The 24,339-nt window shown below is 61.4% G+C and carries 24 protein-coding genes; 4 read left to right on the top strand and 20 right to left on the bottom strand.

The features are described 5' to 3' along the window. Window positions 1-458: 458 nt before the first annotated feature. Both ACESWY_RS08845 and ACESWY_RS08850 read left to right on the top strand, forming a co-directional pair. A complete protein-coding gene (locus ACESWY_RS08845; RefSeq protein WP_373093981.1) occupies window positions 459-1,097 on the top strand; it encodes a hypothetical protein in 639 nt (212 codons plus the stop codon). 9 nt (window positions 1,098-1,106) lie between these two features. Next, the gene (locus ACESWY_RS08850) at window positions 1,107-1,343 is read left to right on the top strand and encodes a helix-turn-helix domain-containing protein (protein WP_215674969.1); all 237 of its coding nucleotides are present in this window, start codon (window positions 1,107-1,109) and stop codon (window positions 1,341-1,343) included. A 113-nt stretch (window positions 1,344-1,456) separates the two neighbouring features. Here ACESWY_RS08850 and ACESWY_RS08855 read toward each other — a convergent pair whose 3' ends face one another. From ACESWY_RS08855 to tmk, 13 genes are all read right to left on the bottom strand, one after another. Further along, window positions 1,457-2,551 (bottom strand): hypothetical protein, encoded by a 1,095-nt coding sequence (locus ACESWY_RS08855; RefSeq protein WP_373093983.1) that lies wholly within the window; start codon window positions 2,549-2,551, stop codon window positions 1,457-1,459. A gap of 126 nt (window positions 2,552-2,677) precedes the next feature. Continuing rightward, window positions 2,678-3,763, bottom strand: a complete 1,086-nt coding sequence (locus tag ACESWY_RS08860) for an isocitrate/isopropylmalate dehydrogenase family protein (protein ID WP_373093985.1) — start codon at window positions 3,761-3,763, stop codon at window positions 2,678-2,680. Window positions 3,764-3,769: 6 nt separating this feature from the next. Beyond that, entirely contained in the window at window positions 3,770-4,468 is a 699-nt protein-coding gene (locus ACESWY_RS08865) for a hypothetical protein (protein WP_022094616.1), read from the bottom strand. Window positions 4,469-4,483: 15 nt separating this feature from the next. Beyond that, window positions 4,484-4,912, bottom strand: a complete 429-nt coding sequence (locus tag ACESWY_RS08870) for a hypothetical protein (RefSeq protein WP_022094617.1) — start codon at window positions 4,910-4,912, stop codon at window positions 4,484-4,486. 5 nt (window positions 4,913-4,917) lie between these two features. Then, a complete protein-coding gene (locus ACESWY_RS08875; RefSeq protein WP_368131727.1) occupies window positions 4,918-5,997 on the bottom strand; it encodes an NAD(P)-dependent oxidoreductase in 1,080 nt (359 codons plus the stop codon). 92 nt (window positions 5,998-6,089) lie between these two features. After that, window positions 6,090-7,043 carry a DegV family protein gene (locus ACESWY_RS08880; RefSeq protein WP_373093988.1) on the bottom strand — a complete coding sequence of 318 codons (954 nt, stop codon included), beginning with the start codon at window positions 7,041-7,043 and terminating at the stop codon, window positions 6,090-6,092. A gap of 79 nt (window positions 7,044-7,122) precedes the next feature. Beyond that, the gene (gene hpf / locus ACESWY_RS08885) at window positions 7,123-7,707 is read right to left on the bottom strand and encodes a ribosome hibernation-promoting factor, HPF/YfiA family (protein WP_373093990.1); all 585 of its coding nucleotides are present in this window, start codon (window positions 7,705-7,707) and stop codon (window positions 7,123-7,125) included. A 317-nt stretch (window positions 7,708-8,024) separates the two neighbouring features. Further along, on the bottom strand, window positions 8,025-9,032 hold the full coding sequence (locus tag ACESWY_RS08890) for a substrate-binding periplasmic protein (protein ID WP_373202309.1): 1,008 nt from the start codon (window positions 9,030-9,032) through the stop codon (window positions 8,025-8,027). Between the two features lie 750 nt (window positions 9,033-9,782). After that, entirely contained in the window at window positions 9,783-10,892 is a 1,110-nt protein-coding gene (locus ACESWY_RS08895) for a hypothetical protein (RefSeq protein ID WP_373093992.1), read from the bottom strand. 10 nt (window positions 10,893-10,902) lie between these two features. Then, the gene (locus ACESWY_RS08900; RefSeq protein WP_373093994.1) at window positions 10,903-11,709 is read right to left on the bottom strand and encodes a ComF family protein; all 807 of its coding nucleotides are present in this window, start codon (window positions 11,707-11,709) and stop codon (window positions 10,903-10,905) included. Window positions 11,710-11,811: 102 nt separating this feature from the next. Beyond that, window positions 11,812-13,512, bottom strand: a complete 1,701-nt coding sequence (locus tag ACESWY_RS08905; RefSeq protein WP_373093996.1) for a PSP1 domain-containing protein — start codon at window positions 13,510-13,512, stop codon at window positions 11,812-11,814. After that, window positions 13,503-14,630 carry a DNA polymerase III subunit gene (locus ACESWY_RS08910; RefSeq protein ID WP_195246650.1) on the bottom strand — a complete coding sequence of 376 codons (1,128 nt, stop codon included), beginning with the start codon at window positions 14,628-14,630 and terminating at the stop codon, window positions 13,503-13,505. The genes ACESWY_RS08905 and ACESWY_RS08910 overlap by 10 nt, the downstream gene beginning before the upstream one ends. A gap of 1 nt (window position 14,631) precedes the next feature. Beyond that, entirely contained in the window at window positions 14,632-15,315 is a 684-nt protein-coding gene (gene tmk / locus ACESWY_RS08915) for a dTMP kinase (protein WP_195246649.1), read from the bottom strand. A 246-nt stretch (window positions 15,316-15,561) separates the two neighbouring features. Between tmk and ACESWY_RS08920 the strand changes: the two genes are divergently transcribed. Beyond that, window positions 15,562-16,545, top strand: a complete 984-nt coding sequence (locus tag ACESWY_RS08920; protein ID WP_373093998.1) for a zinc-ribbon domain-containing protein — start codon at window positions 15,562-15,564, stop codon at window positions 16,543-16,545. A 144-nt stretch (window positions 16,546-16,689) separates the two neighbouring features. Here ACESWY_RS08920 and ACESWY_RS08925 read toward each other — a convergent pair whose 3' ends face one another. The 7 genes from ACESWY_RS08925 to ACESWY_RS08955 all read right to left on the bottom strand — a co-directional run bounded on the left by ACESWY_RS08925 (window position 16,690) and on the right by ACESWY_RS08955 (window position 23,674). Next, window positions 16,690-19,299 carry a DNA topoisomerase I gene (locus ACESWY_RS08925; protein ID WP_373094000.1) on the bottom strand — a complete coding sequence of 870 codons (2,610 nt, stop codon included), beginning with the start codon at window positions 19,297-19,299 and terminating at the stop codon, window positions 16,690-16,692. A 54-nt stretch (window positions 19,300-19,353) separates the two neighbouring features. Next, window positions 19,354-20,037, bottom strand: coding sequence for a hydrogenase nickel incorporation protein HypB (hypB, locus tag ACESWY_RS08930; protein WP_373094001.1), 684 nt, complete (start codon window positions 20,035-20,037; stop codon window positions 19,354-19,356). 55 nt (window positions 20,038-20,092) lie between these two features. Beyond that, window positions 20,093-20,449 carry a hydrogenase maturation nickel metallochaperone HypA/HybF gene (locus ACESWY_RS08935; protein WP_373094003.1) on the bottom strand — a complete coding sequence of 119 codons (357 nt, stop codon included), beginning with the start codon at window positions 20,447-20,449 and terminating at the stop codon, window positions 20,093-20,095. 6 nt (window positions 20,450-20,455) lie between these two features. Continuing rightward, on the bottom strand, window positions 20,456-21,247 hold the full coding sequence (gene tatC, locus ACESWY_RS08940; protein ID WP_022093860.1) for a twin-arginine translocase subunit TatC: 792 nt from the start codon (window positions 21,245-21,247) through the stop codon (window positions 20,456-20,458). After that, window positions 21,247-21,834 (bottom strand): twin-arginine translocase TatA/TatE family subunit, encoded by a 588-nt coding sequence (locus ACESWY_RS08945; protein WP_195624869.1) that lies wholly within the window; start codon window positions 21,832-21,834, stop codon window positions 21,247-21,249. The genes tatC and ACESWY_RS08945 overlap by 1 nt, the downstream gene beginning before the upstream one ends. A gap of 154 nt (window positions 21,835-21,988) precedes the next feature. Then, complete coding sequence (locus ACESWY_RS08950; protein WP_117769921.1) at window positions 21,989-22,303, bottom strand: STAS domain-containing protein; 315 nt, start codon at window positions 22,301-22,303, stop codon at window positions 21,989-21,991. 66 nt (window positions 22,304-22,369) lie between these two features. After that, the gene (locus ACESWY_RS08955) at window positions 22,370-23,674 is read right to left on the bottom strand and encodes an aspartate aminotransferase type Ic (protein ID WP_195624868.1); all 1,305 of its coding nucleotides are present in this window, start codon (window positions 23,672-23,674) and stop codon (window positions 22,370-22,372) included. Window positions 23,675-23,824: 150 nt separating this feature from the next. On the opposite strand from ACESWY_RS08955, the gene ACESWY_RS08960 reads away from it, so the two are divergent. Then, window positions 23,825-24,079, top strand: a complete 255-nt coding sequence (locus tag ACESWY_RS08960; protein ID WP_040359778.1) for a hypothetical protein — start codon at window positions 23,825-23,827, stop codon at window positions 24,077-24,079. The last annotated feature ends 260 nt before the right edge of the window (window positions 24,080-24,339 follow it).

Below are 24,339 nucleotides of genomic sequence, written 5' to 3' on the forward strand. Positions count from 1 at the left end.
CTCGACCTTCTCCCTGCTGTACATGCGAACCTCCAGTCCGGACCGCCCCGCGGTCCAACTTTCTGTCCGCACCCCCAGGGCGGCAAAAAATAGCGTGTTGAAAAATTGCAGGTCATTGTGAAGATATGTGAATTGGTCTTTTTGACTTAATACCAGTTAGAACCAGTTTTGAGATTATCGGTGAACGGTAGTTTTCGACCGTTCACCGGTTACTTGTAATCGTTTGCAGTCGTTTTCCCAGATGAATTAGGGAAACACAATGGAGCGCTTGCGCGATCAAGGGAAGTTTTGACATTTGTCCTCATCCCCCGCGCGCCAAACTCCGACACCCAAAATGAGCCATAGCTCTCGCTATTCGTCTCACAAACATTACTTACTCTAATCTGTAATTGTTTATCGTTTATCATTAAATATGATATAAGATACAAGTATCATCCAAGACATTGGTTGGAGGAGCTATGATCCGCTGGAACGTATCCAAATCGAATGAAGCCATCGACCGTGAACAGGCAATAGCCGATCTGAGGAAGCTCACTCGCATCTGCAAATGGGCCACAATCTGCACCACCGTGGCGCTCGCTCTGGGACTTCTCGCAGTCATTACGATTGACCTTCTACTCGTATTGCCTAGCCTCTCCCAAGGGTCGTGTCTCCAATCCGTAGAACTTCAAGGCGGCGAAGGGCCGTGCCTGGCTATCGTCGGTACCGATGCGCAGACCCCACTTATGCTCGTCGCACGCGATGGTCACACTGCCATAGGGAGCCTCTTGATGACATGCCTCGCGCTTACCATCGCGCTAAGCGTGCGCAGGCTTTTCTTAAACATTGAAAAGGAAGGCAGGCCCTTTGACCTTGAATGTAACCAGACACTTCGTCGAGTAGGACATTTATTCCTTATCGGCGGCGTTGCCGTGAGGCTTCTTGGTGCCGTAATCACGGGAATGATACTCTCAGGATTTGGCGGCAGCTTTACGGATGCGTTCGCCGGCCAGTTATTCGAGCCCTCCATGCTCTTTGCGGGCCTGATTATTTGCCTGATTGCCAGCATCTTCCGCTACGGGTATATCCTGCAAAAACAAGATGACGAGTTGCTCTAGGGGGAATCCATGATTATTCTGCGGCTTGACCGCATGCTCGCCGAACGCAAGATCTCATCCAAAGAGCTTGCGGGACGCGTGGGCATCTCCCAGGTCAATATGTCACGCATTAAGACGGGCAAGGTTTCTGCCATACGTTTTTCAACTCTTGACGCGATATGCCGGGCACTCGACTGCCAACCGGGCGATGTACTGGAATATATGCCTGACGATGAAGCCGATAACCTTTTTGGACTTAAAGATTGATAGGCATAATTTAGCCACCAGCGCCTAAACGCAAATAGCCCGCTAGAACAACATCCGTTCTAGCGGGCTTATTCAGATATTTCGGTTACGCGCTCGGCGGCTCAGACAGATCTTTATGCAAACAGACCATAGATGCTGATGTTGGCCTTGGCATACAGGCCGTTAGCATACTCGGTCCACTTGGAGCTGGCGCTCGAAGCCTGCGAAGAGTACTGCTGGTAGGCGGTGTAATAGGCGGTCATGGCCTGCTTGTAGGTAGCGCTATCAGCCGTAAAGGCATCGTCAGCGAAGGCCTTAGCGTAGGTGCTATCGGCGTCCTTCCAGGTGCCCTTTTCGCTATCCCACTCGTCGCCGGCAAGTTTGATGATGTAATCGGCGTAGTCCTTGCTCGCGGTCTCCTCGTTGCCGTCAGCAGGCTCGGTCGGGGCGGTCGGCATGCTTGCGGAGCTATCGCCCACCTTCTTCTTGTAGAGCTTCTGCAGCGTCGCGGACTGACGGACGATCTGCTTGGCCTGGTCCTTGGACACGCCATACTGCGTGGCCATGGTCTTGTAGTCCGAAGTGCCGATGGAATCCTCGGCGTACTTCTTCATCTCCTTAGAAGAGACGGTGATGCCCTCGTCCTCGGCAGCGTCGAGCAGGATCTTGTTGCGCACGTAGGACAGGATGACGTCGGCAGAGGGAGCGGTGTAGTTGCCATCGCCATCCTTGACGGTGTCGAGGCTGTACTGGCTCTCAATGGCCTCGCGCGCGGTGATGTCGCTCTTCTTGCCGTTGTAGCTGTAGCTTGCCACGGTCGAATCGAGCTGGTCCTCGGTGAGGGTCGCCGAGCCGACGCCCTTGCCGCCAAAACCACCGTTGCCGATAAAGAAGCCGACCACAGCAGCGATCACGACTGCAACCACGAAGGCGGCAATCATCGTCTTCTTGTGCTTGGATGCGCGGTCGTCTTCGTCGGAACCCAGGATATCGTCGTCCTCGTCCTGCTCCTCGGGCATGAGGTTCTCGTCGGCGGCGTCCGCGGCGATCTTTGCCTCCAGGCGAGCGTCCTCCTCCTCGGCCGTCGTACCGGCGGCAATATGTTCGGCAGACGTACCGGCGACCAGATCGATCTTCTCCTCCTCATCACCATCGGGGCCTTCGCCGCGCTCGATGATCTGGATGCCGTCGATCTCGTCCTTCTCGTCCTTCTTTTGAATCAGACCCATATCAGTTACTCCTTGTTAGGAAACATAGTCCGCAATAGAATACGCCCGACAAAGCGCCGGGCGTATTGATTCTCAGGTTATACGCAAACACTTAAGTACTATTTAGGCGTTTGCAGTCTGCATGCCTTAGGCCAGGTGCGCGATAACGGCATCGGCAAAGGCCTGCGTGCCCACAGCGCCCTCAACGGAGCCGGTCTGGGCACGACGAACGTCGCCGGTAACCTGCTCACCCTCGTCGAGCGTGGCAGAAACGGCGGCGCGAATGCGATTGGCCGCGTCGTTCTCGCCCAGGTGATCGAGCATCATAGCCGCGGACAGAATCTCGGCCGTGGGGTTAGCGATATCCTGGCCAGCGATATCGGGCGCGGAGCCGTGCGTCGCCTCGAAGATGGCGCAGTCGGCACCGATGTTGGAACCCGGAGCCATACCCAGTCCACCTACCAGACCGGCGCACAGGTCGCTCACAATGTCACCGTACAGGTTGGGCAGCACCAGGACATCGAAGTCGTTGGGGTTCTGGACCAGGCCCATGCAGGTGGCGTCGACAATCTTGTCGTTGAACTCGATATCGGGATAGTTGGCGGCCACCTCGCGCGCAACGCGCAGGAACAGGCCATCGGTCGCCTTCATGATGTTGGCCTTATGCACGGCCGTCACCTTTTTGCGGCCGCAGCGGCGGGCGTACTCAAAAGCGTACTCCACAATGCGGCGGCTCTTGGCGATGGAAATCGGCTTGATTGAGATGGCGGAATCCGCGGCGAAGGTCTTCTGGCCCGAGCGCTCGACGAGCTGCGAAAGCTCCTCGACCTCGGCAGCGCCCTCATCGAACTCGATGCCGGCATAGAGGTCCTCGGTGTTCTCGCGCACGATAACCAGGTCGACGTCGCGGAAGCGCGAGCCGTCGCCCGGCTGCGACAGGCAGGGGCGCACGCAGGCGTACAGGTCAAAATGCTTGCGCAGGGCGACGTTAACGCTGCGGAAACCCGTGCCGACCGGCGTGGTGATGGGGCCCTTGATAGCAACCTTGGTCTCGGCGACCGCATCGAGCACATGTTGGGGCAGCGGCGTGGCAAACTCGTCCATGACGCCGGCACCGGCCTCCTGGACGTTCCAGTTGATCTGGACACCAGTGGCCTCGACCACGCGGCGCATAGCCTGCGTAATCTCGGGACCGATACCGTCACCAGGAATCAGGACTACATCGTGCGCCATAATCTGTTACTCCTCGTCTTCGGCGTCGTCAGATTTTTTTACGCTAGCACGCTTCTTCTTTTTGGAGAGATCCAGGCCAAAACGTTTAACAAGCATTTCGCAAATCTCGCTCGAACGGGCCTTGAGATAGCTACCCTTGCCGTTCTCGGCATCGAACTTAAGGCGCAGCGCGAGCTTCTCGGCGACCTCGGCGTCAATCTCGCCCCGGCCAAACTCGTACAGGCAACCGAGCATGTCGCGATACTCGAGGTCGCCGTGGTAGCACTGGATGGCCTCGTCCAGGATGGGCCAAGCCTCGCGCGAACGCTCGACGCTCGTGGCGCCCCACACGCACAGCAGGCGGAAGGCGGCATAGCGCAGCGTGGACGAAATCTCATCGAACAGCGCGGTCTCGGCGCCCTCAAAGGCATCGCCCAGCTGCTCGGGGCAGGTGGTGGCGAGCGCCGCCAGGGCATCGAGAGCCTCCCAGCGGGTCTGAGCCTCGGGGCGGTCGAGCGCCTCGATCAGCGCGGGCACGCAGGGCACGACGCGCTGCGGATCGCGCTCGGCAAGCAGGTGCAGCACGCGGGCGGCAAACTGACGGATGCGGCGCGTGGGGCAGCCGAGCTCCTGGACCAGGCGGTCGACGGCGTTCTCGTTCTCCTCTGCCAGCTGGAGCTGTGCCAGCTCCTCGTCGGTGAGCTGTTCGTCTTTGTTTTCTGCCATAGTTACCTCTTTTTACTATTTCTTAGCGTGCTTGTCAGCACCCTTGCTGTCATCGGTGACCGAGATGAGCTGTCGGTCGGCCGCGCCATTGCGACGCGCACGGCGGCGCTCCTCGGCATCGCCCGCGTCGGCGGCGGCGCGGTGAGCCTTGTTAACGTTAAAGACCTCGTCGTGTTTGCGCCACGGACCGACGGACTCGCCAAAGCTCATCTTAAGGCCGGCGATAAAGCCGCCGAGCCAGCCGATCGGCGCAAACTGCACCAGCGGGAACAGCGAGAACACCCAGGTCAGCAGGATGACTGCCGCCGCTCCCGCAAAGTTGGCAATCCAGTAGTCGCGCTTGGTGATGACGCGCTTTTCGCACGCCCACTGGCCGCACAAAAAGCCAATGTAGATCGCGAAGAGAAAGAGCACCAGCGCAAGCACCACGAACGTCCAGCTCATGGGCGCTACTCCCCGTGATGGTGGCCGCAGCAGCACTCGTGGCCATCATCATGGCCGTGGCCGCCGCAGCACTCGTGGTCCTCGCCATGGTGGTGGCCGCAACCGCACTCATGGTCGTCGCCGTGCTCGCCGCAACCGCAGCCGTCCTCGTGAGCACCGTGCTCTTCGGGACGATACTGCGACCAGTCCAGACCGGCGGCGATGGCGTCGGCCTCCTCCTTATAGAGGACCGTGATGGCCTGGGTGCCCAGCTTGGCACCACCGATGGCATCGAGCATGTCGTAGAGCGTAAAGGCCACGTCGGCGCCGGGCAGCGCAAGCTCGCGATCGTCGGCATAGGCGAGCGCCAAGCGCAGGTCCTTGATGAAGTGCTCGACCATAAAGCCGGGCTTGTAGTCGCCGTCGAGCGCCTTGGTAGCCAGGCTCTCCATGGCGCCGGACTTGCCGGTACCGCCCAGGATCATCTGGCGGGTCTTCTCCAGATCAAGGCCGCTCAGCTCGGCAAATGCCATGGCGTCTGCCATGCCGACCATGCAGGCGCCCAGCGACACCTGGTTGGCGAGCTTGGCAGCCTGGCCCTTGCCGGCGCCGTCGAAGCAGCAGATGTTGGCCGCAAAGGTGGCAAGGATGTCGCGGACCGGCGCGATGTCGTTCTCGGTAGCGCCCACGATAGCCGTGAGCGTACCGGCGATAGCGCCCGACTCGCCGCCGGTGACGGGGCAGTCAAACGCCATGCGACCAGAAACCTGGGCGGCCTCGGCAATGTCACGGGCAAGCTCGGGCGAGCTCGTGGTGAGGTCGATCAAGACCGCGCCGGGCTTAGTGCACGCGAGCAGGCCGTCGCCCGCCAGGTAGAGTTCCTCGACCTCGGAGGGATAGCCCACCATGGTAAAGACGACATCGGCGTTCGCCGCGGCATCGGCCGGCGTATCTGCCCAGACGGCGCCGCGCTGGATAAGCGCCGCCGCCTTGGACTTGGTGCGGTTGTTGACCGTGACGGGATAGCCGGCGTCCAGAATGTGGCCGGCGATGGGGGCACCCATGATTCCGGTGCCGATGAATGCGACGGAGAGCTTGTTTGCCATGAAACCTTTCCTTTTGGGTTGGGTGTTGTTACCAGGTTGAATACTCGGTGCCAGCGTTTGGGCTGCGGGGCGTCTGTGGCCGTAGCGTCTGTCTACTCGCCGCGCACACGGCGCGCGATGCGGTCGGAAAGCGAGGCTTTCTCGGCGCGATTCTTGCCCCAAAACGCGCAGGCCACCATGCCGGGGCCCACGTGCGAGCCAATGGTGGGACCCACGGAGCCGCGAATGATCGTGACGTCGGCGCAGCCTTCCTCCTTGCGGATGGCGGCCTCGAGCCAATCACCGTCCTTCTCGGCATCGGCCGTCATGATGGCGATGGGCATGGTGCGATCGGGCACGTAGTTCTCGCGGAACGACTTGAGGATGGACTTGAGCGCCTTCTTGCGGCCGCGGTTGACGCCAATCAGCGACAGCGAGCCGGCAAGGTCGTAGGAGAGCTCGGGCTTGACGTCGAGCTTTGCCGTGAGCTGTGCCGCCGCGGGCGGAATGCGGCCGCCGGCAGCCAGCGCGTCAAAGCTCTCGAGCGTAAAGTAGCCGTGGACATAGGTCTTTGCCTCGTTTGCCCAATCGACCAGCTGCTTGGCGGTCAGCCCCGCCGAACGCTGGCGCACGGCCTCGAGCGCCAAGAGCGCGCCGGTCGCGCAGGGCAGAGCGTTGTCGACTACGTAGAGCTCAAAGTTGGGATACTCGGCGCGCACGGCGTCTGCCGCCTGGCACGCGGAGTTGTAGCTCGACGACAGCGCCGAGGTAAAGCACAGGTAGACCGTGGGTGTGCCCTCTTTGGCGCACTCGGTAAAGAACTCGATATAGCGACCGAGCGACACGGCAGAGGTAGACACGCGGGCGCCGGCGCGCATGCGGTCGTAGAACTCCTTAGGGCTCATGCTCGACCAGATATCGTCCGTGCGCTCCTCGCCATCGATAATGAAGGGGAAACCCAAGATATCGACATCGAGGTTCGCGGCGACCTCGGGGCTAAAGTCGCAGCAGGTATCGACGACGATGCGGCAGCGGTCAGAATGGCCGGTAGATGCAGCCTTGTCCATCAAAGCGACTCCTTACGTAAAAAGGCGGCCATCCGCATGGGATGGCCGCCAACCGTTAACTCATGCAAGTTAACGTATTTTACTCGTCAAGTGTTTCGATGCGGGGCTTGATGATGCCATATCCACCATTCTTACGGTGATACACCACATTGATGAGTCCAGTCGTCGCGTTCTCGAACACGTAGAAGTCGTGGCCGAGCAGATCGGTCTGCACCAGCGCCTGCTCCTCAGTCATCGGGGTGACATCGATGACCTTCTCGCGGACGAGCAGGTCGTCCTCCTCCTCGGGCAGCAGCAGGTCAGCCAGATCCGCGACGCGCTCGACCGGTGCGACATCCGCCGCGCTGGCACCGCCCTGGCGGTTGTCCACGACCTTGGTCTTGAACTTACGCAGCTGGCGGGTGACCTTATCGGCGGAGAGGTCGATGGCGGCGTACATATCTGCACCGTGCTCGGCAACGCGAATCACCGAACCGCGGGCACGAACCGTAACCTCGACGATTGCCGGGTTGGGGTTCGAGGGGTTCTTCTCATAGCGAAGTACAACGTCGACCGTCATGGGCTCGATATCGAAAACCTTGAGCGCCTCGCCGATCTTCTCATCCACATGCGCACGCAGAGCATCGGTTACCGTCGTCTTGCGTCCAGAAACCTTGATATCCATACGTGGCTCCAATCTGCCTCGGGGACTTACTGTACTGGCTATGTACCCATTGCCGTGCATTTAATCACGCGGATTCCCAAAGACCCGAATAACGATTGCTTGATACCGCATACCGAAGTCTCGCACTTTTTTGTGGCAAAGTGCGCTATAGGAGGGGGCCAACGGCTTTGTATTTGGTCCCGAAAATTGGCTTTGACCTGCTGGTTTTATTGGGATGAAAAAGCCGGGCTCCCCCATCGGGGAAGCCCGGCAGTGCGTGTTGAAACCGTGAAGAGGTGTCCTTTCCAACGTATAGGAGACACCACCCCTAGCAATAACTAGCTATTGAGTTTGTTAATGTCGTCGTCGGTGATGGCACCTTCCTGGCTGGACGATTTGTCCTCGGAGGATGCGGTCTCATTGTTGGAATCGGAGGACTCGCTGCCGGAGGACGTGGTCTCACTGGACTCAGAGTCGCCCGGTTGCACGTTAGCGCCCGAAACCGTCTTAGTGGTGAGGTCGTAGGGCATCGTGCCATACCAGACGCAGTGGACTGCCTCGAGCGTACCGTCGACCGTGATGTCGTCGAGGGCATCGCTCACGGCACGGCACAGTTCGTCATTGGACGAGAGGCCCGCAACACCAAGCGTCGAGGGCGCCTCGAGCGCACCGACAAAGGAGATCTCGCTCATCAAGCGTGCAAGGTAGCCGCCGACCGTGGAGTCGCAGATCACATAGTCGACCTCGCCGGACTCGAGCGCCTCAAAGCACTCGTTGATGTTGGAGTAGGTCTTTTGGTTGGCGGTGATGCTCTGCTTAGCAAGCGCCTCCTGCGAGGCCGAGGACATCTGGACACCCAGGGTAGACGTGTTAAGGGTATCGGTGGAAACGCTTAGCGACCCACCATCGCTAGTTTTACCGAACACAGAAGCGGCATCGTACAGGCAGGTGCCGAGCGAGCTAACGTCCCCGTCTGTGGAGTTGATCTCGCCGATAAAGATATCGGCCTTTTTGTCGCCGAGCGCGGAACCTGCCGAGGACGCATCGACGAAGGCGACCTTAAGGCCCATGCGGCTTGCGAGGGCGCGGGCGGCGTCAACCGCATACCCCGTGAGCTCGCCGTCGGCGCCCTGCATGGCCTGCGGCGCATCGGAAGTATCGAGGGCGACCGTCAGGGTTCCGGGAGTGACCAGGGCATCGTCCGACACCGCCGGCGTGACGGTCTCGTACTCGATCTGGTCGATCGTGGGAGTCGTGAACGTAGACAGCGGGTTGAACGCGCATCCGCTCAGGCCCAAAACGGCGATGACCGCTGCGGTCCCAGCACCTAACCGAGCCGCGTGCATCAAGCTGCCCCTCACCATGTCCACTACCCTGCCTTCTGTGTCGTATACAATCCGTGCGTTGCGCGGAATATCAGGTTGTTCCCACCAGCTGACCTGGTATTTGACCCCACACTTGCGCACCGGGGTGTTTGCTCGGGAGGCCGCAGCCACCTTCACGACTGACCCGCTCGCCCGCGAGGCGGTATTGCCCCAAAGAAAGTAGAACGGACGGTGCGGCTTACATCTAGGACGCGCCATGATCGCGCCGCGCGCACGCGGTCGCTTACGTGGATCCCTTTGACCGCGTCTGTCTTGGACTAGGACGGGCATTTCGTCCGTCCGCAACCACAGCCTGGTAGGAACGAAGCGCATTATAGCTAAGTTCAAGCTAAAGTTTAAGGTTAGGGGCGTTATTCGCATCGCGAGTACAGATTTCGCAGGTCAGGACGGGCCGCACGTGCTCTGATTGAGCCCGTCGCTCCCCTATGGAAAGCCCCAACACACCCGTCTTAGGGCGCCGTGGCCAAAAAATAGCAAATATGAGTACTGTTACCAATTTAGTAGCAGGAGTTTTTGGCTCTGCAAGCTGTTTTCACGCTCTATAACGTCAGATTGATGCCAGGATATTCCACATTTGTTTAATAGCTTTCTAATTTACCCCATCTTCCAGTCCCAAAATCCCTGATTTTGCTGTTACTGAATTTGTAGCAGTACTCATATTTGCTATATTTTGGCCAGAGCATATATCCAACCCCCTGTTTCAGAGCATTGTTAGGCGGGTTTAAGCCCAAAACACGCCCGCAGCGTGTTAAGCAGCGCCTCTTGCTTTTTCCTGCGGGCATCGACACGATTCCGGTACCGCTTTCGCATACGCTGGTGCATGCGCCATGCGAGCGCCTCCATTGCCTCCATGTCGCAGAGCATCTCGTTATTGACCGTCGCGACCTCGATTCCCATAGTAATCAAGCCCGTGTTGCGTTTTTCATCATGGATACGTCCCCTCCGGGAGGAATGGCCCAGCTCACCGTTGTATTCCAGGTCAAACTGGGCTGCTTCCTGATACGCATCGCAAACTGCATGCGGCATCCCCGAGATTGCCTGCGCGCGGTCATCGAACTCGATCTTGTAGTCGGTCTTAAAGGGACCGCAGGCAAATCCGCCATAGGAAAACGGAAGCGAAAACAGAGCGAGCATGATGCACTCCATGGGCGAGCGCAGATTTTCTGACAGGTAGGGACACAGGCGCAGCAGCTGTTTGGCCACATTCCCCTTGCATGCCGCGAGGTAATCTACCAGGCAATCGGGTGTCAGCACGGACTCGACCTCAAAGTAACCGACATCTGGCGGCTGGTCTTTGTCCTTTGCCAATTTGTTCACGACAGGCGATGTGTAGGGAGGTAGATACTTCCCGCGGTCACTCAGCGAAATCTTAGAGCACAGCTCCTGGGCCAGGGCAAATGCCTGGATACAGCCGACCTCGCGCGCGACGGCTACGCAAAGGGCCTCGGGAGATAGACTGTACACCCCCGGTTCCACCTCTAGAATCGAGCCGGCGGGCAACCCGGAGCATACGGACCAGCTCACGCCAGGGATGCGGCGGCGCTGCGCCGCAGATCCCACCAGCAAGCACAGATCTTCTTGCACCTCGCCGCTTGCGGCCCCAATCCGCACCAAATCGGGAAGATAGATGTCCTCGGTCGAGGGCGACGACGTGCGCAGCACACGGCACTCCTCCTTGGGATCAAGGTCCTTCCAGCTTATGTAGCCCATCTGCCGGCGCTCGGAGCGCATCATGCGTAGCGCCGAGGCGCCTGTTAGGATTACGGAAGCCGCTAGCTGTTCGCCTGTCGGCTCGTTGCGCCGCTCAATCTTCACTGCCACAAAACCACCCCTACCAAACGCGTGCGATAGCGAGGCCATCAACGGCCGCGGCACCGGCGCGCTTGAGTTCCGCCGAAGCCGCTGCCATCGTCGCGCCCGTGGTGATAACGTCGTCGATAAGCAGCAGGCGGCGGCCCAGCACGTCCTCAACGGTCTCGTACATGCCTCGGGCGCGTTCACGGCGTTCTTCACGACCGAGTTCACGCTGGTCGCCATGGCCGTACTTAACGAGGGCGTCGAGCAGCGGAACACCCGACAGCTCGCAAAATGGGCGCGCGATGGCTTCCATATGATCGAAGCCGCGTCGCCGAAACGCCGCCGCCGTCGCGGGCACAAACACCACCGCATCGGCGCCAGACAACACACCACCGTAGCGAGCGGGTGCCGCGACCTGGGCATGTAAGGCGGTATCGTATAGCAGCTCTGCCAGATACGGCGCCAGGCGTCGCTCGCCCGCGTCTTTGTACGCTTTAATGATCCGCGGCAGCGGATGCGTGTAAACGGCACATGCCAGGCACCGGTCGAGAGCTTCGGCCATCGCCGAGGACTTACCCTCGACCGAGCACTCGGTGCACAGCAAGTCTCCAAACGGGGCGCCGCATCGAGTGCAGCTATGCCGCGGGTCGATGAGCGCGAGCGCGGCCAGGCAGTCTTGGCAAATAAGCGCACCGGCGCGCTCACAGCCGGCACATCGCGTGGGCGACAACGCCTCAAGCGCCTCGTGCGCCGCCCGCTCGGCAAACGGTAGCAATTCGTCCGCAAACGGTAGGATGCCGGCACCTTGCAGGCATCTCAACACGTTCAAATGTCTCTTCACGACACAACCCTCCCTACGCTCGGTCGCAGGGAGGGTCGTTGATTCAGCGCTATGGTACCCCGACGCGTTTGGGGTCAGGCAGGTTAAATCCGTTTGCGGGCGCTATTCGCCGGTGGGCGGTTGCGGTGCGGACGAGTTTGGGGTCGAGCCCTCGCCACCATCTTGACGCGGCTTGCGGGAACGACGACGGCGACGGCGCTTCTGGCCCTGGTCGGCCGAACCCTCGCCACCACGATCTTCGCGCGACTCGCGTTCGTCGCGAGCAGCGCCGCGCGCGGCCTTGGCAGCCGCCCCTCCGCCATCTCCGGGGCGACGACGTGTGACCTTGACCTCACCATCCGAGACCTGATCGGCCACGGAGGGCACCGAGGGCTTTTGCTGCGTGCCCGAGGAATGGCGACGACGCGGACGCGGGGCGCGCTCGTCATCGTTGCGCTGCTTGCCACCCTTGTCGGCAGGCGTATCGGAACCCGAACCACCCTTGGGGGCGGCACCGGCTTCGCGAGCGGCTGCGGCGCGGAAGGCGTCCTCGCGCTCCTCGCTCGACAAATGGCGGCGGCGACGGCGCGTGGGATTCATGCCACCGCCGCGGTTTTGCTGCTGAGGCTGCTGGGCCTCGCGCTCGCGGGAGGAATTCTTGTCTGCGGGAGCAGCCTCGCCGGCATCGCCCGAACCCGAGCGCTTGCGGCGGCGACGTCCACCGGCAGCTTCCTCGGCCTCGGGTGCCTCGGCCTTGCCGCGACCCTTACCGCGGCCGCGACCCTCGCCCTGGCTCTGACCGGTACGGGTATCGGCGTCCGCATCGCGACGGCGGCGCTTGGGCATCGTCGTCCCCGCCAGACGGTCGGCGCTCGACAGGCCATCGCCCACATCGACGCCGTTCTCGCGGTCGAGCTCCATAAGCGCCAGGCGCATCTCGGGCGACTCGATACGCTCGAGCACATCGCGCGTCACGCAGTCGGGGCGGCAGTTGCAGCCCTGCTCGGCGGCCTTCTTTTTGCAGCCCTCAGAGCAGGTCATGTCAGCCAGGTTGACCTTAAAGACTTTGCCGTTCTCCAAGCGCAACACCAGCTGCTCGCGCGGCGTGTCATATTCCTGGATGCGCGCCTTGCCAAGCGGCGTATCGATAAGCGTCTTCTTTTTGGGCGCGCGGCTCTTAAAGTCCTTGTACGCCTCGAACTCGTAGCGCAGGCAGCACATCAGGCGGCCGCAGACGCCGCTAATTTTGGACGAGTTGAGCGGCAGGTCCTGCTCTTTTGCCATGCGAATCGAAACCGGCTCAAACTGTCCGCCAAAGCGCGTGCAGCAGAGCTCCTGGCCGCACTGGGCATAGCCGCCCACCAAACGGGTCTCGTCGCGCACGCCGATCTGGCGCATGTCGACGCGAATGTGCAGCGTCGAGGACAGATCCTTGACGAGCTGGCGAAAATCGACGCGCTCCTCGGCCGCAAAATAGAACACGGCCTTCTCGCCGCCAAACAGGTACTCGACGCCGACCGGCTTCATCTCGAGGTCGAGCTCCTTGACCAGGCGACGGAAATCGACCATGGCCTCGTCACCCTGGATGGCCAGATCATCGGCAAGCTGCAGGTCGATGTCGCTCGCCACGCGCAGCACGGGCTTGAGCGGCTGGCCGATCTCGTCCTGCGGCACCTCGAAGGGGTCTGCCGTGACCAGGCCAATCTCGGTTCCGCGCTCGGTGGAGCAGATAGCATAATCGGCCTCGAGGATATCCAGATCCTGCGGGTCGAACCACAGGTCGCGCGAGGCGTAGGTAAACTTAACGGGTACGACTAACGGCATTTCAGTGCCTTCCTGATATCGAACAGCATGACCTCGATGGCCAGCTGGGGAGTAACGTTTCTGGCGATGTTGCGCTCGGCGGTTGCGACTGCCTCGAGCGCCCGCGTGGCACCCGCAACATTGGTCGCAGCGGCAAGCCGACCGATCGTGTCGCGCACGTCTTCGTTCACCACGTCGGCCGCCTCGTCCTGAAGTGTCAGCAGCACATCGCGCATGAGCGTCCGCGCGCTCGCCAGCGCTTCCATGATACCCGAACGCTCGCGCGCGTTGAGCTCGCGCTTATTGCGGTCCTCAAGCTGCTTCAATGCTCCACGCGACAGGTAGTCGGCGTTTTGCTCGAGCACCTTTTCCTGCGTGGACTTGACCTCGGCGAGCGGCGCCTTAACGGCGACGATGAGCGACTTGGCGCGGCTGAGCACGTCGGCCTCGTCGGCGGCAATGAGTGAGTCGATGGCACGGACCATCTGACGGCGGGCGTCCTGGCGCTCGGCACTCTTAAGGAACTCGATGCCGCGCGTGGGGCTGCCCGCCACGGCGACGGCCATGCGACAACGCGCGATATCCTGACCAGTGGCACGGCTCACGGCGTGCGCGGCGACGGCGGGCGACACCAGCCGAAACGGCACGCACTGGCAGCGGCTCACGATGGTGGGCAGCATCACATCTGCCGAGGTGCCCAACAGGATGAACATGACGCCCTCGGGCGGTTCCTCGAGCGTTTTGAGCAGTGCGTTGGCGCTGTTGGCGCGCAGCTGCTCGGCACGGTCAATGATGTAGACCTTGGCCTTGGCGCGGATGGGCGCCAGGGGTACGTCGTCGAGTAGCTCGCGCGTCTGGGCGATGAGGTAGCCCGTGGCGCTCTCGGGCGTGTAATAGTGCACGTCGGGGTGCGTATGGCGGGCGACGCGCACGCAGCTATCGCATGAGCCGCAGCCATCCTGCTCGCACAGGAAGGCTTGGGCGAGCGCCCACGCGGCGTCGAGCTTGCCCGCGCCGGGCGCGCCCAAAAACAGGTAGGCGTGCGATGCGCGACCGCTGGCGACGGCATTGGTCAAAAAGTCGCGCACGCGCTCTTGGGTGTCAAGCTTGGCCAGCAGGCTTGTCTGAGCGGGGGCCATGTTACTCGGCCTCCTTGGCAAGTGCGGCGGCGACGGCGTCTTGCGGAATGTCGAGACCGTACGCGCGAACCTGCTCGACCGTCTTCGCAAAGACTTCCTCGATGGACGCGGTCGCGTCGATGAGCTTTACGCGGTTTGGCTCCTCGGCGGCAATTGCGCAAAAACCCTGGTAGACACGCTCTTGGAAGGCCATGCCCTTAGCCTCCATGCGATCTGCCGCACCGCGGTCGGCCATGCGCAGCGCCGCCTGCTCGGGCGTGATGTGATAGACGAGTGTGAGCGCCGGGTGCGTCCCCGCGACGGCCAGGTTGTTGGCATCGCGCACTATCTGGCGATCGAGGCCATCGGCAAACGCCTGATAGCAAGTTGTGGAATCGTAGAAGCGGTCGCACAGGACCACCTTGCCGGCAGCAAGGGCAGGCGCGATGACCTCGTGCACCAACTGGGCGCGCGCGGCCTCGTAGAGCAACAACTCGCAGGTGTCGCCCATCGCCGTATTGGCGGGGTCGAGCAGCAGAGCACGGATCTTTTCGCTGATGGCGGTACCGCCCGGCTCGCGCAGGGTCACAACCTGGTAGCCGGCAAGGTCGAGCGCACGGGCAAGCAGGCGCGCCTGCGTGGACTTGCCGGCGCCATCGACGCCCTCGAGCGTGATAAAGCTATGTTGAGCGGGCTCAAAAGCCATGGGCGCAGCCCCTTCCTACAAGGCGCGTAAATGCAGATATATCAACCAAGCCATGATACCCCAGTGCTCGGCGCGTCCCAAATCCAACCTAGCCATCGAGGCATCCCCGAAGTTGCGGTGAAATAGGGACTGATTGAAGCTCTGAGACCGCCAAACAGTCCCTATTTCACCGCAACTTATGATGGGGAATTTTGGACGCTGGGTATAATCGTCGTATTGCATTGAAATGTGGCGAAAGGAGTGGCAATGTCTCGGTATTGCGCCTCGTGCGGCAAGCTTCTTGCAGATAATGCCAAGTTCTGCACCTCGTGCGGTGCACCCGTTGAGCAAACAGTCGCGAGCGATAGCCAGCCCGCTTTTGAGCAGACCGGCTCCCTTGATACGCCGCAAGCCAAGGCGGACGACCCCCTCGCCTATCGCCCCGACCCCGCCGCAAGCCCTGCGGCCGTCGAGACCACGCAGCGCATACCCGTCGCGAGCGGCTCGCCCCAACAGGAGCCGGCTCCCGCATACACGCCCGCTTCGCCACAGACCCCCGCTCCCAAAAAGAGCGGCACCGGGCCGCTTATCGCCGTTATTGTTGTGCTGGTGGCGATCATCATCGCCCTGGTCGTTTTCTTTGTGATCAAGCCTTTCGACAACGCCGCCACGCAGACGACTGCCGAGGTAGCTAAGCTGCACCATGACGTCGACGACGATGACCTAAAGCCTCTCGGCGATCCCAACAGCCTGTACGACGATGATGACGATGACGACGAGGATGGCGGCGAAGCAACGCTCTCCGAGCAGAACCTCTACCGCCGACTGAGCGAATACTACGACTTGCTCGAAGACCTCGACAACTACGTCCGTGGCTGCGCGCAGAACTTCAACGGCAGCTATCTGGAAGAGGATCGAACCACCCGTCAAAATCTCGCCGACGTCGCCGAGCGCACGGAGGACACCATCGAGCAGTATTACGACATCGTCGAGGACCTAGACGTCCCGACGAGCTCTAAGAACTACAGTTCCTGGAAAGACATCGTTGCCCTGTATGACGACCTGGATCACCGCATTGACGCAATCTGTGATGCCTGGGAGATCAGCCTGAAATACGCCAAGCCTGCGGACCACAAGAATGAGATCGTGGCGCCGCTGTCGCGCGACAACGTGGCGGGCACCAATGACAATAAGTATCGCCTAGACTTTGAGGAGCGCTATCCCGGCGCCAAACCCGTCGAAGTGAACTAGCGCTTTGTCGTTCCCGAGCCGGCAGTTAGGGACGTTCCTAAACTGCCGGCAGAAAAGGAACGTCCCTAACTGCCAGATAAAAAACGAGCGAGGATCGCGGGGTCCTCGCTCGTTTTTGTTTTAGGTGATGTTTCGACCGTGCGGCTACTTGTCGGCAGCGGTCTTTTTGGTAGTCGACTTCTTGGCCGTCGTCTTTTTGGCGGTCGTCTTCTTGGCAGCAGTCTTCTTTGCCGCCGTCGTCTTCTTGGCCGCGGTCGTCTTCTTCGCCGTGCTCGCCTTGGTCGTGGTCTTGCGGCCGCGGGCGGGCTTCTTCTCCTTGGTCGGACAGTCCATGTTCACGCAGATGCGCCACGGGCCGCGCGCCGTGTTGACCACCACGATGGGGGCGCCGCACTCGGGGCAAGTCTCACCCGTCGCCTCGAGCTTGCCGCGCGCCGGCAGAGGATAGCTCACGCCGCAGTCATCGTAGTTGGTGCAGCGGATAAAGCGCTTGCCGCTCTTCTCGCTCTTGTGCGCGATCAGGTCGCCATGGCGTCCGGCCTCGGCGCACACCTTGCACTCGCCCACCTTAAGGTCGGGCTCGTAGTTGGTGGGGCACGTGGGGTTCACGCAAATCTCGAAGGCCTTCTGGCGGAACGGCTGGCATTTAATGCGCGGCGCGCCGCACTCGGGACACACGGCCGCCTCGCCCTCGAGCGGGCTCACCTTGACGCCGCTCGGCACCGGATAGGTAACGTCGCAGTCGGGCCAGCCCATGCAGCCAATGAAGCTGCCGCGGGTCTTGGCACTCGTCTTCATAACCAGGTCCTTGCCGCACTTGGGGCAGGCGCCCACGCGCGCATCGGCCGTGACGGCGTCGCTGATGGCGTCGCCCAGCTCCTGCGTGTGCTTGAGCAGCTCGTCGAGCACGCCGGCCAGCAGCGCGCGCGAGTGCGTCACGACATGCTCTTCGGTATCCTCGCCACGCTCCACACGGGTCATATCGCCATCGAGCTCGCTGGTCATATCGGGGCTCGTGATGCGCGGGGCAAACTGCGTCAGCGCGTCGATGATGGCGATGCCCAGCTGGCTCGGCTCAACGGGATCATTTTTGAGATAGCGCACGGCATACAGGCGCTCGATGATGCTCGCGCGCGTGGACTTGGTACCCAGGCCGCGCTTCTCCATCTCCTGCACGAGCTTGCCCTGGCTGTAGCGCGCGGGCGGCTCGGTCTGCTTGGCCTCGAGCTTAATGTCGAACACGTCGACCGTATCGCCCTGCTCCAGCGGCGGCATCTGCTCATCGCGCTTAAGGCCGTACGGATAGGCCTCGCGGAAACCGGGGGTCACGAGCACGTCGCCCGAGGCCACGAACGGCTCGCCGTTCACGTCGAGCTCGAGCTTGGTATTCTCGATGGTCGCGGGACCCATGAGCGTCGCCAGGAAGCGACGGGCGATGAGGTCGTAGAGCTTGCGTTGGCCGCCATCGAGCGTGGTCGGATCGCCCTCGCCCGTGGGGTAGATAGGCGGGTGGTCGGTGGTCTCGACCTTGCCGCGCGTGGGCTTCATGGGGCCGGCGAGCACCTTTTTACATACAGGTGCCAGCGCCGGGTTGATCTTTGCCAGGTCGCTCACCACGGCGCCCAGATCGAGCGTCGCGGGGTACACGGTGTTGTCGACACGCGGGTAGCTGATGAGGCCCGCCATGTAGAGGGACTCGGCGATGCGCATGGTACGCGCAGGCGAGATACCCTCGGCTGCGGCGGCAGCCTGCAGCGAGGTGGTCGCAAACGGCGTGGGCGGCTGCTGCTTGCGCGAGCGCTTGGTCACCGCGGCGACGGTTGCCGTCTTGGCACCGTCAACGTGACCGTACGCCGTCTCAGCAGCATCCTTGTCGGTAAAGCGCGCCGTCTTGTGCGCGATCTTAAAGCGATCGTCCTCGGCAGCGCCTTGCGCGGCGCCCATGCCGCGAATCTGCCAATAGTCCTCGGGCACAAACGCCATGCGCTCGCGCTCGCGCTCGACCACCAGGGCAAGCGTCGGCGTCTGCACGCGGCCGGCAGAGCGCACGTTACCAAAGCCGCCAAACTTGGCGAGCGTCAGGTAACGCGTGAGCACCGCACCCCAAATGAGGTCGATGTGCTGGCGGCTCTCGCCGGCGTCGGCCAGATTCTGGTCGAGCGAGACGAGATTATCGAAGGCCTGCGTGATCTCGGCCTTGGTAAACGAAGAGTACTGGGCGCGGGCGACCGGCAAGTCCGGCGCAACCTCGCGCACCTTGTTGAGGGCGTCCGAACCGATCAGCTCGCCCTCGCGATCGAAGTCCGTGGCGATGATGACACTGTCGGACTTCTTAGCCAGGTTCTTGAGCGAGCGAATGAGCTCCTTCTCGGCCGGTAGCTTAATGACGGGCGCCCAGGTGAGGTAGGGCAGGCTCTCGAGCTTCCAGCCCTTGATGGAGATACCGTCGGCAAGAAACGGCTTACGCTTGGTGTCGTAGGGCGGACGAGCCAGGCCATCGGGCATGTCGGCCGGCAGCATCTCGCCGTCCTCGGTCACCGAATACCAACCCAGCTTTTTATCGAACAGCACGCTGTCGCAAAAATCGGGCGCAAGGATGTGACCGGCGAGACCGATCGTCACACACTCCTCGCCCTTCCACTCAAAACGGTAGATGGCGGTGTTGTACACCTTGTCCTTTTTGGGTTTGCCCGTGGACAGACGCTCGGCGATCTGACGCGCGGCGTCGTTTTTCTCGGCGATGATGAGCTTCAAAAGAGGCTCCTATCTCGTGTCTCTGCGGCTACGCCCGCCCGTATGGCGGCCGATTTACGCCCTTGCTTGCTCGATCTGCCCGATGAGCCAATCGCACCAGGCATCCATGCCCTCGCCCTTGCGCGCGCTCACGGCAAACCGCGGCGCCTGCGGATTGAGGTCATCGAGTGTCCTAGTATACCTATCCATGTCAAAATCGAAAGCCGGGGCCACGTCGACCTTATTGAGCAGCTGCGCGCCGGCGTGCTGGAAGATGCCCGGGTACTTGATAGGCTTGTCGTCGCCCTCGGGCACCGAGAGAATCATGATGGACAGGTTCTCGCCCAGGTCAAAGTCGACCGGGCAGACCAGGTTGCCCACGTTTTCGATAAAGATGACGTCGATGTTCTCCAGACCGACGGCCTGGTCGAACGCGTCAACAGCCTCCATGATCATGTTGCCCTCGAGGTGGCACAGGCCGCCCGTGTTGATCTGGATGGCGGGCATGCCGGCTTCCTTCATGGTGATGGCGTCGACATCCGAGGCAATATCGCCCTCGATGACGGCGCAGCGCAAGCCGGCCTTGTCGCGCAGGCGCTCGTTGGTGCCCAGGATCGTGGTGGTCTTGCCCGAACCGGGACTCGACAAGACGTTGATCACATAGGTGTTTGTCTCTTTAAATCGTTGACGCAGCTGATCTGCCAGGCGCTCATTGCGCGACAGAATCGGCGACGCGATATCAATCGTTTTCTCAGCCATACTTAGCGCTCCTTACTTTGGCCCCTTTATACCCCATCACTAGATGGCTAGCGGGCTAATCGTCGGGGGTTTCGATTTCGATACTTGCGATATCGAGCTCGCGGCCGTGCAACAGACGCACATTGGCACCACCACACTGGGGACAGCGACAGTGAAAACGATCGTGGTCGAAAACCTCGCCGCAGTCCAAGCATTCACTTTGTGGGTGAATCTCCTCAACCGCGAGCTCGCAGTCGCGCGTGAGCGGGTCCTCGTCGCGAAACGTCTCCCACGCAAAGTCGAGCGCCTCGCGCACGACCTCGGTCATATCCCCGATACGCAGCGTTACCAAAACGGCGCGTGAGGCCCCCGCCCCACGCGCCGCGCGAATCACTGTATCGAGTATGCCGTTGACAATGCCAACCTCGTGCATACCGATTTACTCCTCGTCGTCCTCATCGTCCGAGAACAGGTCCAGACGGCTCACAAACAAGCCCTCCTTGCCCTCGCGCGCGGTAATGACCACGCGGGCAATGGCGAGCGAAATCTCGTAGAGCGAGAGCAGGGCGCCGTACATAAGGCCCAGGGTGACGGGCGAGCCGTCGGGCGTAATCACAGCCGAGCCCACAAGCAGGCCCACGTACACGTAGCGCCAGGCGCCGCGGAAGGCCGCGTAGGACACGATGTGGAAGACGGACAGGTAGAAGATGATGAGCGGCAGCTCAAACGCCACACCAAAGCCGATCATAAAGAGCAGCTCCATGTTGACGTAGTTCTCCAGGTCGGGCAGCGCGGTTGCGACGGCAGAGGTCTCGCCGATGAGCCACTCAAAGCCTGCCGGGATAATGATGAAGTAGCAAAAGATTGCGCCCAGGAAGAACAGCACCGTCGAGGCGAGCACCGTAGGCACAACCCACTTGCGCTCGTTGGGACGCAGTGCCGGCAGGAAAAATGCCAGAATCTGCCAGATGATCATGGGCGTGCACATGACCACGGCCATCTTGATGGCCAGCGAGAAGCGCAGGCCAAAGCCGCCGAGCGTGGTGGTGATGTAGAACTTACCGTCCGGCACAAAGGAGCGGATGGGGTCTTCCAGGATGTCGAGCACCACGGGCGTGGCGAAATACAGCACGATGGCGGCGGCAAACACCGACACGACCACGATAGTCAGGCGGCGACGGAGCTCTCCCAGGTGATCGAAGAGCGGCATGCGCGCAGGTCCGATAGGCATTACTCATCGCCTCCCTTCGAGGCGTCGGCGGTGGCAGCCTCGTCCTCGGCCTCGAGCTCGCGAGCGAGCTGGTCGACGACGGCCTTGCGCTTGCGGGGACGACGGGCGTAGAGGTCAGCCGTCGTGGGCTCTGCCGGCTCGGGCTCGGACTCTGGCTCTGCAGCAGGCTCGGGCTCGACGACAGGCTCGGCGGCAGCGGCAGGCTCGGCGCCCTCGGCCTCGGACTCCTCAGCAGCACCCTCGCCCTCGGCGGCAGCCTCGCTCGCGGCCTTCTCGGCGGCAAGGCGGGCACGGCGCTCGGCAAAGGTCTCCTTCTTTGCGGGCGCAGCCGTCTCGACGGCATCCTCGTCTGCATCGGAATCGTCATCGACGGCAGTCTTCTTGGGCTTGACCGGTGCCGAAGCGGCCTCACTTACCGGATCGATAATCTCGGACTGAACAACGGCCGTCATCTTTTCCTGCGTCTCGCGGAACTGACGAATGGCACGGCCGATCGTGCGGCCCATCTGTGGGAGCTTATCCGGGCCAAACAGCAAAAAGCCGAAGACCACGATGATCGCGAGCTCACCCTCTCCAATACCAAACACACATACCTCCAAGGCTCGATGTGAGTCGAGCCCGCACCGCGCCATTCGGCCGGAACTCGTCTATTCATTCGGTCAAGTATAGCGCCCGGACGCCAAAACGTCCGAGCGCATCACAAACATATGCCAAACGGCACGCCCTTTTTGGGGGCAAAGATTATGCCGCCGTGATCGAAATCTCCTGGTCGACGCCCAGCAGCTGAACCACGCGCATCACCTGGGGCTGCACATTAGTGCAGCTAAAGCGCTTACCGTGGTCGACCGCGTGGTGCGCGGCGCCCACGAGCACGCCAATGCCCGTCGAATCGATGTAGCTCACCTGGGCAAAATCGAGCTCAACGGCCTCAGTGGGCTGCTCGAGCGCCAGGTCAATGGCATTGCGCAGGCTATCGGCGTTAGAGATATCGATCTCGCCGGTCACCTTAATGGTGTAGATCTCCGGTGTGGGGTTGGTGGAAATACCCAAATCCATGTATACGCTCCTTTACGTATCGAAAGTGCGGATAGTACTGGGCGCGGACTTGCGGGGCCCTAGGCGTTAGGCGCGCTCGGCACGAGCAAGCTCGGCAGCGACGAGCTTGACGGCCAGCACCAGTACGTCGAGTGCTGCCTCCAGGTCCTCGACCGTGGGATAGCTCGGCGCGATGCGGATGTTGGTATCGCGCGGATCCTTGCCATAGGGCCAGGTGGCACCGGCCGGCGTGAGCTTGACGCCCAGGTCGGCGCAAAGCGCGGCGACCTTCTGGGCCGAGCCCTCGGGACCATCGAAGCTTACAAAGTAGCCGCCGCGGGGGTGCGTCCAGGTGGCACAGCCCGTATCGCCCAGGCCCTCGGTGAGCTTGCGCTCAACGGCCTCAAAGCGCGGACGCAGGAACTCGGCATGCTTTTTCATGTGCTCCTTGACCGCCTCGATGGTGGGAAGGAAGCGCACGTGGCGCAGCTGGTTGAGCTTGTCGGCGCTGATGAGGCCGGCCTTCAGGCGCTTGGAGAACTCCGCGATAACCGCGGGGCTCGCACCGATAAAGCCGATGCCGGCGCCCGGGAAGGTGATCTTGGACGTCGATGCAAAGGCCACCACGCGGTCCTCGGTGCCCGCCGCGCGAGCGAGGTCAAAGATGTTGGCGAGCTCGTCGGTCTCGTCGTACAGGTCGTGCACGCAGTAGGCGTTGTCCCAGAAGATGCGGAAATCGGGCGCGGCCGTGGGCATCTCGACCAGGCGACGCACGGTGTCCTCGCTAAAGGTGATGCCCGTGGGGTTGGAATACTTGGGCACGCACCAGATGCCCTTGATGGAGTCGTCGGCGGCAACCAAGCGCTCGATCTCGTCCATGTCGGGGCCGTTGTCGGTCATCGCGACGGGGACATTCTCGATACCCAAGTCGGCAGTGATGCCAAAGTGGCGGTCGTAGCCGGGAACAGGGCACAGGAACTTGACCTTCTTGCCGTCATGCGCGGCCTCATAAGCCTCCCAAGGCTCGCTACCGCACGAGCCGCAGCGCCAGAACATGCCGGCGATATCGTGCTCGATCAGCAGGCTCGACGAACCCAGTACGAGCGTCTGCTCGGCGGGGCAACCCAGGAACTCCCCCGCCAGCTTGCGTGCCGAGGGAATGCCCTCAAAGCAACCGTAGTTGGAGCAGTCGACGTTGCCGTCGTGCAGATCGGCATCGGCATTGAGGATATCGAGCATGGGGCGAGAGATGCCCACCTGGGAGGGCGACGGCTTGCCGCGGGCCATGTCGAGCGCCAGGCCCTTGGCCTTGACCTCGGCGACCTCGGCTTTGAGCGCCTCGATGGCGGCATCGAGTTCGGTGGTTTCCATCTTCTGGTAGATCGTCTGCATGGGTGCGACCTTTCGCGAAGCGGGACGTTGCAGTTCGTCTAAGTATAGACCGCCACTGCCGCAACGGTATGAAGCCGTGATAGATTAAGTCCATCGCAATGAATTACGACATCGCCGCGCATGCCGGCGTGGGGCGCCCAAGGAGGCACTATGGAGTACGGATCGTTCCAGGCCGAGGAATTCGGCGACCTGCAGCGCCTGGTCGACGGACTGTTTTATGACCGCCGTGCCATCGACCGCCTGGATCTCATCGTGCAGGCCGAGATCTTGGACCTCGCGCCCGACCTCATGGAAATCGTCAACCTTTTGCCGCCCGGCTACTACGACCGCCAATCGCTTTGCGACCAGCTCAACTCCGCCTTGGCCGCCCACGGCTGGGGCGCCGTCTACGGCACCGTGGAATAAACCTAGTCATTGGGGCCTGTGGTCAAAAAATAGCAAATATGAGTACTGTTACTTTTTTAGTAACAGCGATTTTGAATTAAAAAGGCCAGTCTTGGCCTTTTGTGTCCGGTTTTGGAAGGATGCATCGGCATTTTTCGTCCAGCCACGCAATCGTTAATGCACAGACAGAATAGATTTGTACATTATTTTTCGCGCCTAAAATGAAACGCCGTTTATGACAGTACTCACAAACGGCGTTTTTTGGCCACTGGGGTGTCCGG

Origin of the sequence: Collinsella aerofaciens ATCC 25986 (assembly GCF_964237925.1) — a bacterium.
In the GTDB taxonomy this organism is placed as follows: Bacteria; Actinomycetota; Coriobacteriia; order Coriobacteriales; family Coriobacteriaceae; genus Collinsella; species Collinsella aerofaciens_BJ.

What these genes read in the sequence shown, in the direction of transcription:
- ACESWY_RS08845 (WP_373093981.1), top strand. Translation starts at nt 459, where the DNA reads ATGATCCGCTGGAACGTATCCAAATCGAATGAAGCCATCGACCGTGAA.
- ACESWY_RS08850 (WP_215674969.1), top strand. Translation starts at nt 1,107, where the DNA reads ATGATTATTCTGCGGCTTGACCGCATGCTCGCCGAACGCAAGATCTCA.
- ACESWY_RS08855 (WP_373093983.1), bottom strand. Translation starts at nt 2,551, where the DNA reads ATGGGTCTGATTCAAAAGAAGGACGAGAAGGACGAGATCGACGGCATC.
- ACESWY_RS08860 (WP_373093985.1), bottom strand. Translation starts at nt 3,763, where the DNA reads ATGGCGCACGATGTAGTCCTGATTCCTGGTGACGGTATCGGTCCCGAG.
- ACESWY_RS08865 (WP_022094616.1), bottom strand. Translation starts at nt 4,468, where the DNA reads ATGGCAGAAAACAAAGACGAACAGCTCACCGACGAGGAGCTGGCACAG.
- ACESWY_RS08870 (WP_022094617.1), bottom strand. Translation starts at nt 4,912, where the DNA reads ATGAGCTGGACGTTCGTGGTGCTTGCGCTGGTGCTCTTTCTCTTCGCG.
- ACESWY_RS08875 (WP_368131727.1), bottom strand. Translation starts at nt 5,997, where the DNA reads ATGGCAAACAAGCTCTCCGTCGCATTCATCGGCACCGGAATCATGGGT.
- ACESWY_RS08880 (WP_373093988.1), bottom strand. Translation starts at nt 7,043, where the DNA reads ATGGACAAGGCTGCATCTACCGGCCATTCTGACCGCTGCCGCATCGTC.
- hpf (WP_373093990.1), bottom strand. Translation starts at nt 7,707, where the DNA reads ATGGATATCAAGGTTTCTGGACGCAAGACGACGGTAACCGATGCTCTG.
- ACESWY_RS08890 (WP_373202309.1), bottom strand. Translation starts at nt 9,032, where the DNA reads ATGCACGCGGCTCGGTTAGGTGCTGGGACCGCAGCGGTCATCGCCGTT.
- ACESWY_RS08905 (WP_373093996.1), bottom strand. Translation starts at nt 13,512, where the DNA reads ATGCCGTTAGTCGTACCCGTTAAGTTTACCTACGCCTCGCGCGACCTG.
- ACESWY_RS08910 (WP_195246650.1), bottom strand. Translation starts at nt 14,630, where the DNA reads ATGGCCCCCGCTCAGACAAGCCTGCTGGCCAAGCTTGACACCCAAGAG.
- tmk (WP_195246649.1), bottom strand. Translation starts at nt 15,315, where the DNA reads ATGGCTTTTGAGCCCGCTCAACATAGCTTTATCACGCTCGAGGGCGTC.
- ACESWY_RS08920 (WP_373093998.1), top strand. Translation starts at nt 15,562, where the DNA reads ATGTCTCGGTATTGCGCCTCGTGCGGCAAGCTTCTTGCAGATAATGCC.
- hypB (WP_373094001.1), bottom strand. Translation starts at nt 20,037, where the DNA reads ATGGCTGAGAAAACGATTGATATCGCGTCGCCGATTCTGTCGCGCAAT.
- ACESWY_RS08935 (WP_373094003.1), bottom strand. Translation starts at nt 20,449, where the DNA reads ATGCACGAGGTTGGCATTGTCAACGGCATACTCGATACAGTGATTCGC.
- tatC (WP_022093860.1), bottom strand. Translation starts at nt 21,247, where the DNA reads ATGCCTATCGGACCTGCGCGCATGCCGCTCTTCGATCACCTGGGAGAG.
- ACESWY_RS08950 (WP_117769921.1), bottom strand. Translation starts at nt 22,303, where the DNA reads ATGGATTTGGGTATTTCCACCAACCCCACACCGGAGATCTACACCATT.
- ACESWY_RS08955 (WP_195624868.1), bottom strand. Translation starts at nt 23,674, where the DNA reads ATGCAGACGATCTACCAGAAGATGGAAACCACCGAACTCGATGCCGCC.
- ACESWY_RS08960 (WP_040359778.1), top strand. Translation starts at nt 23,825, where the DNA reads ATGGAGTACGGATCGTTCCAGGCCGAGGAATTCGGCGACCTGCAGCGC.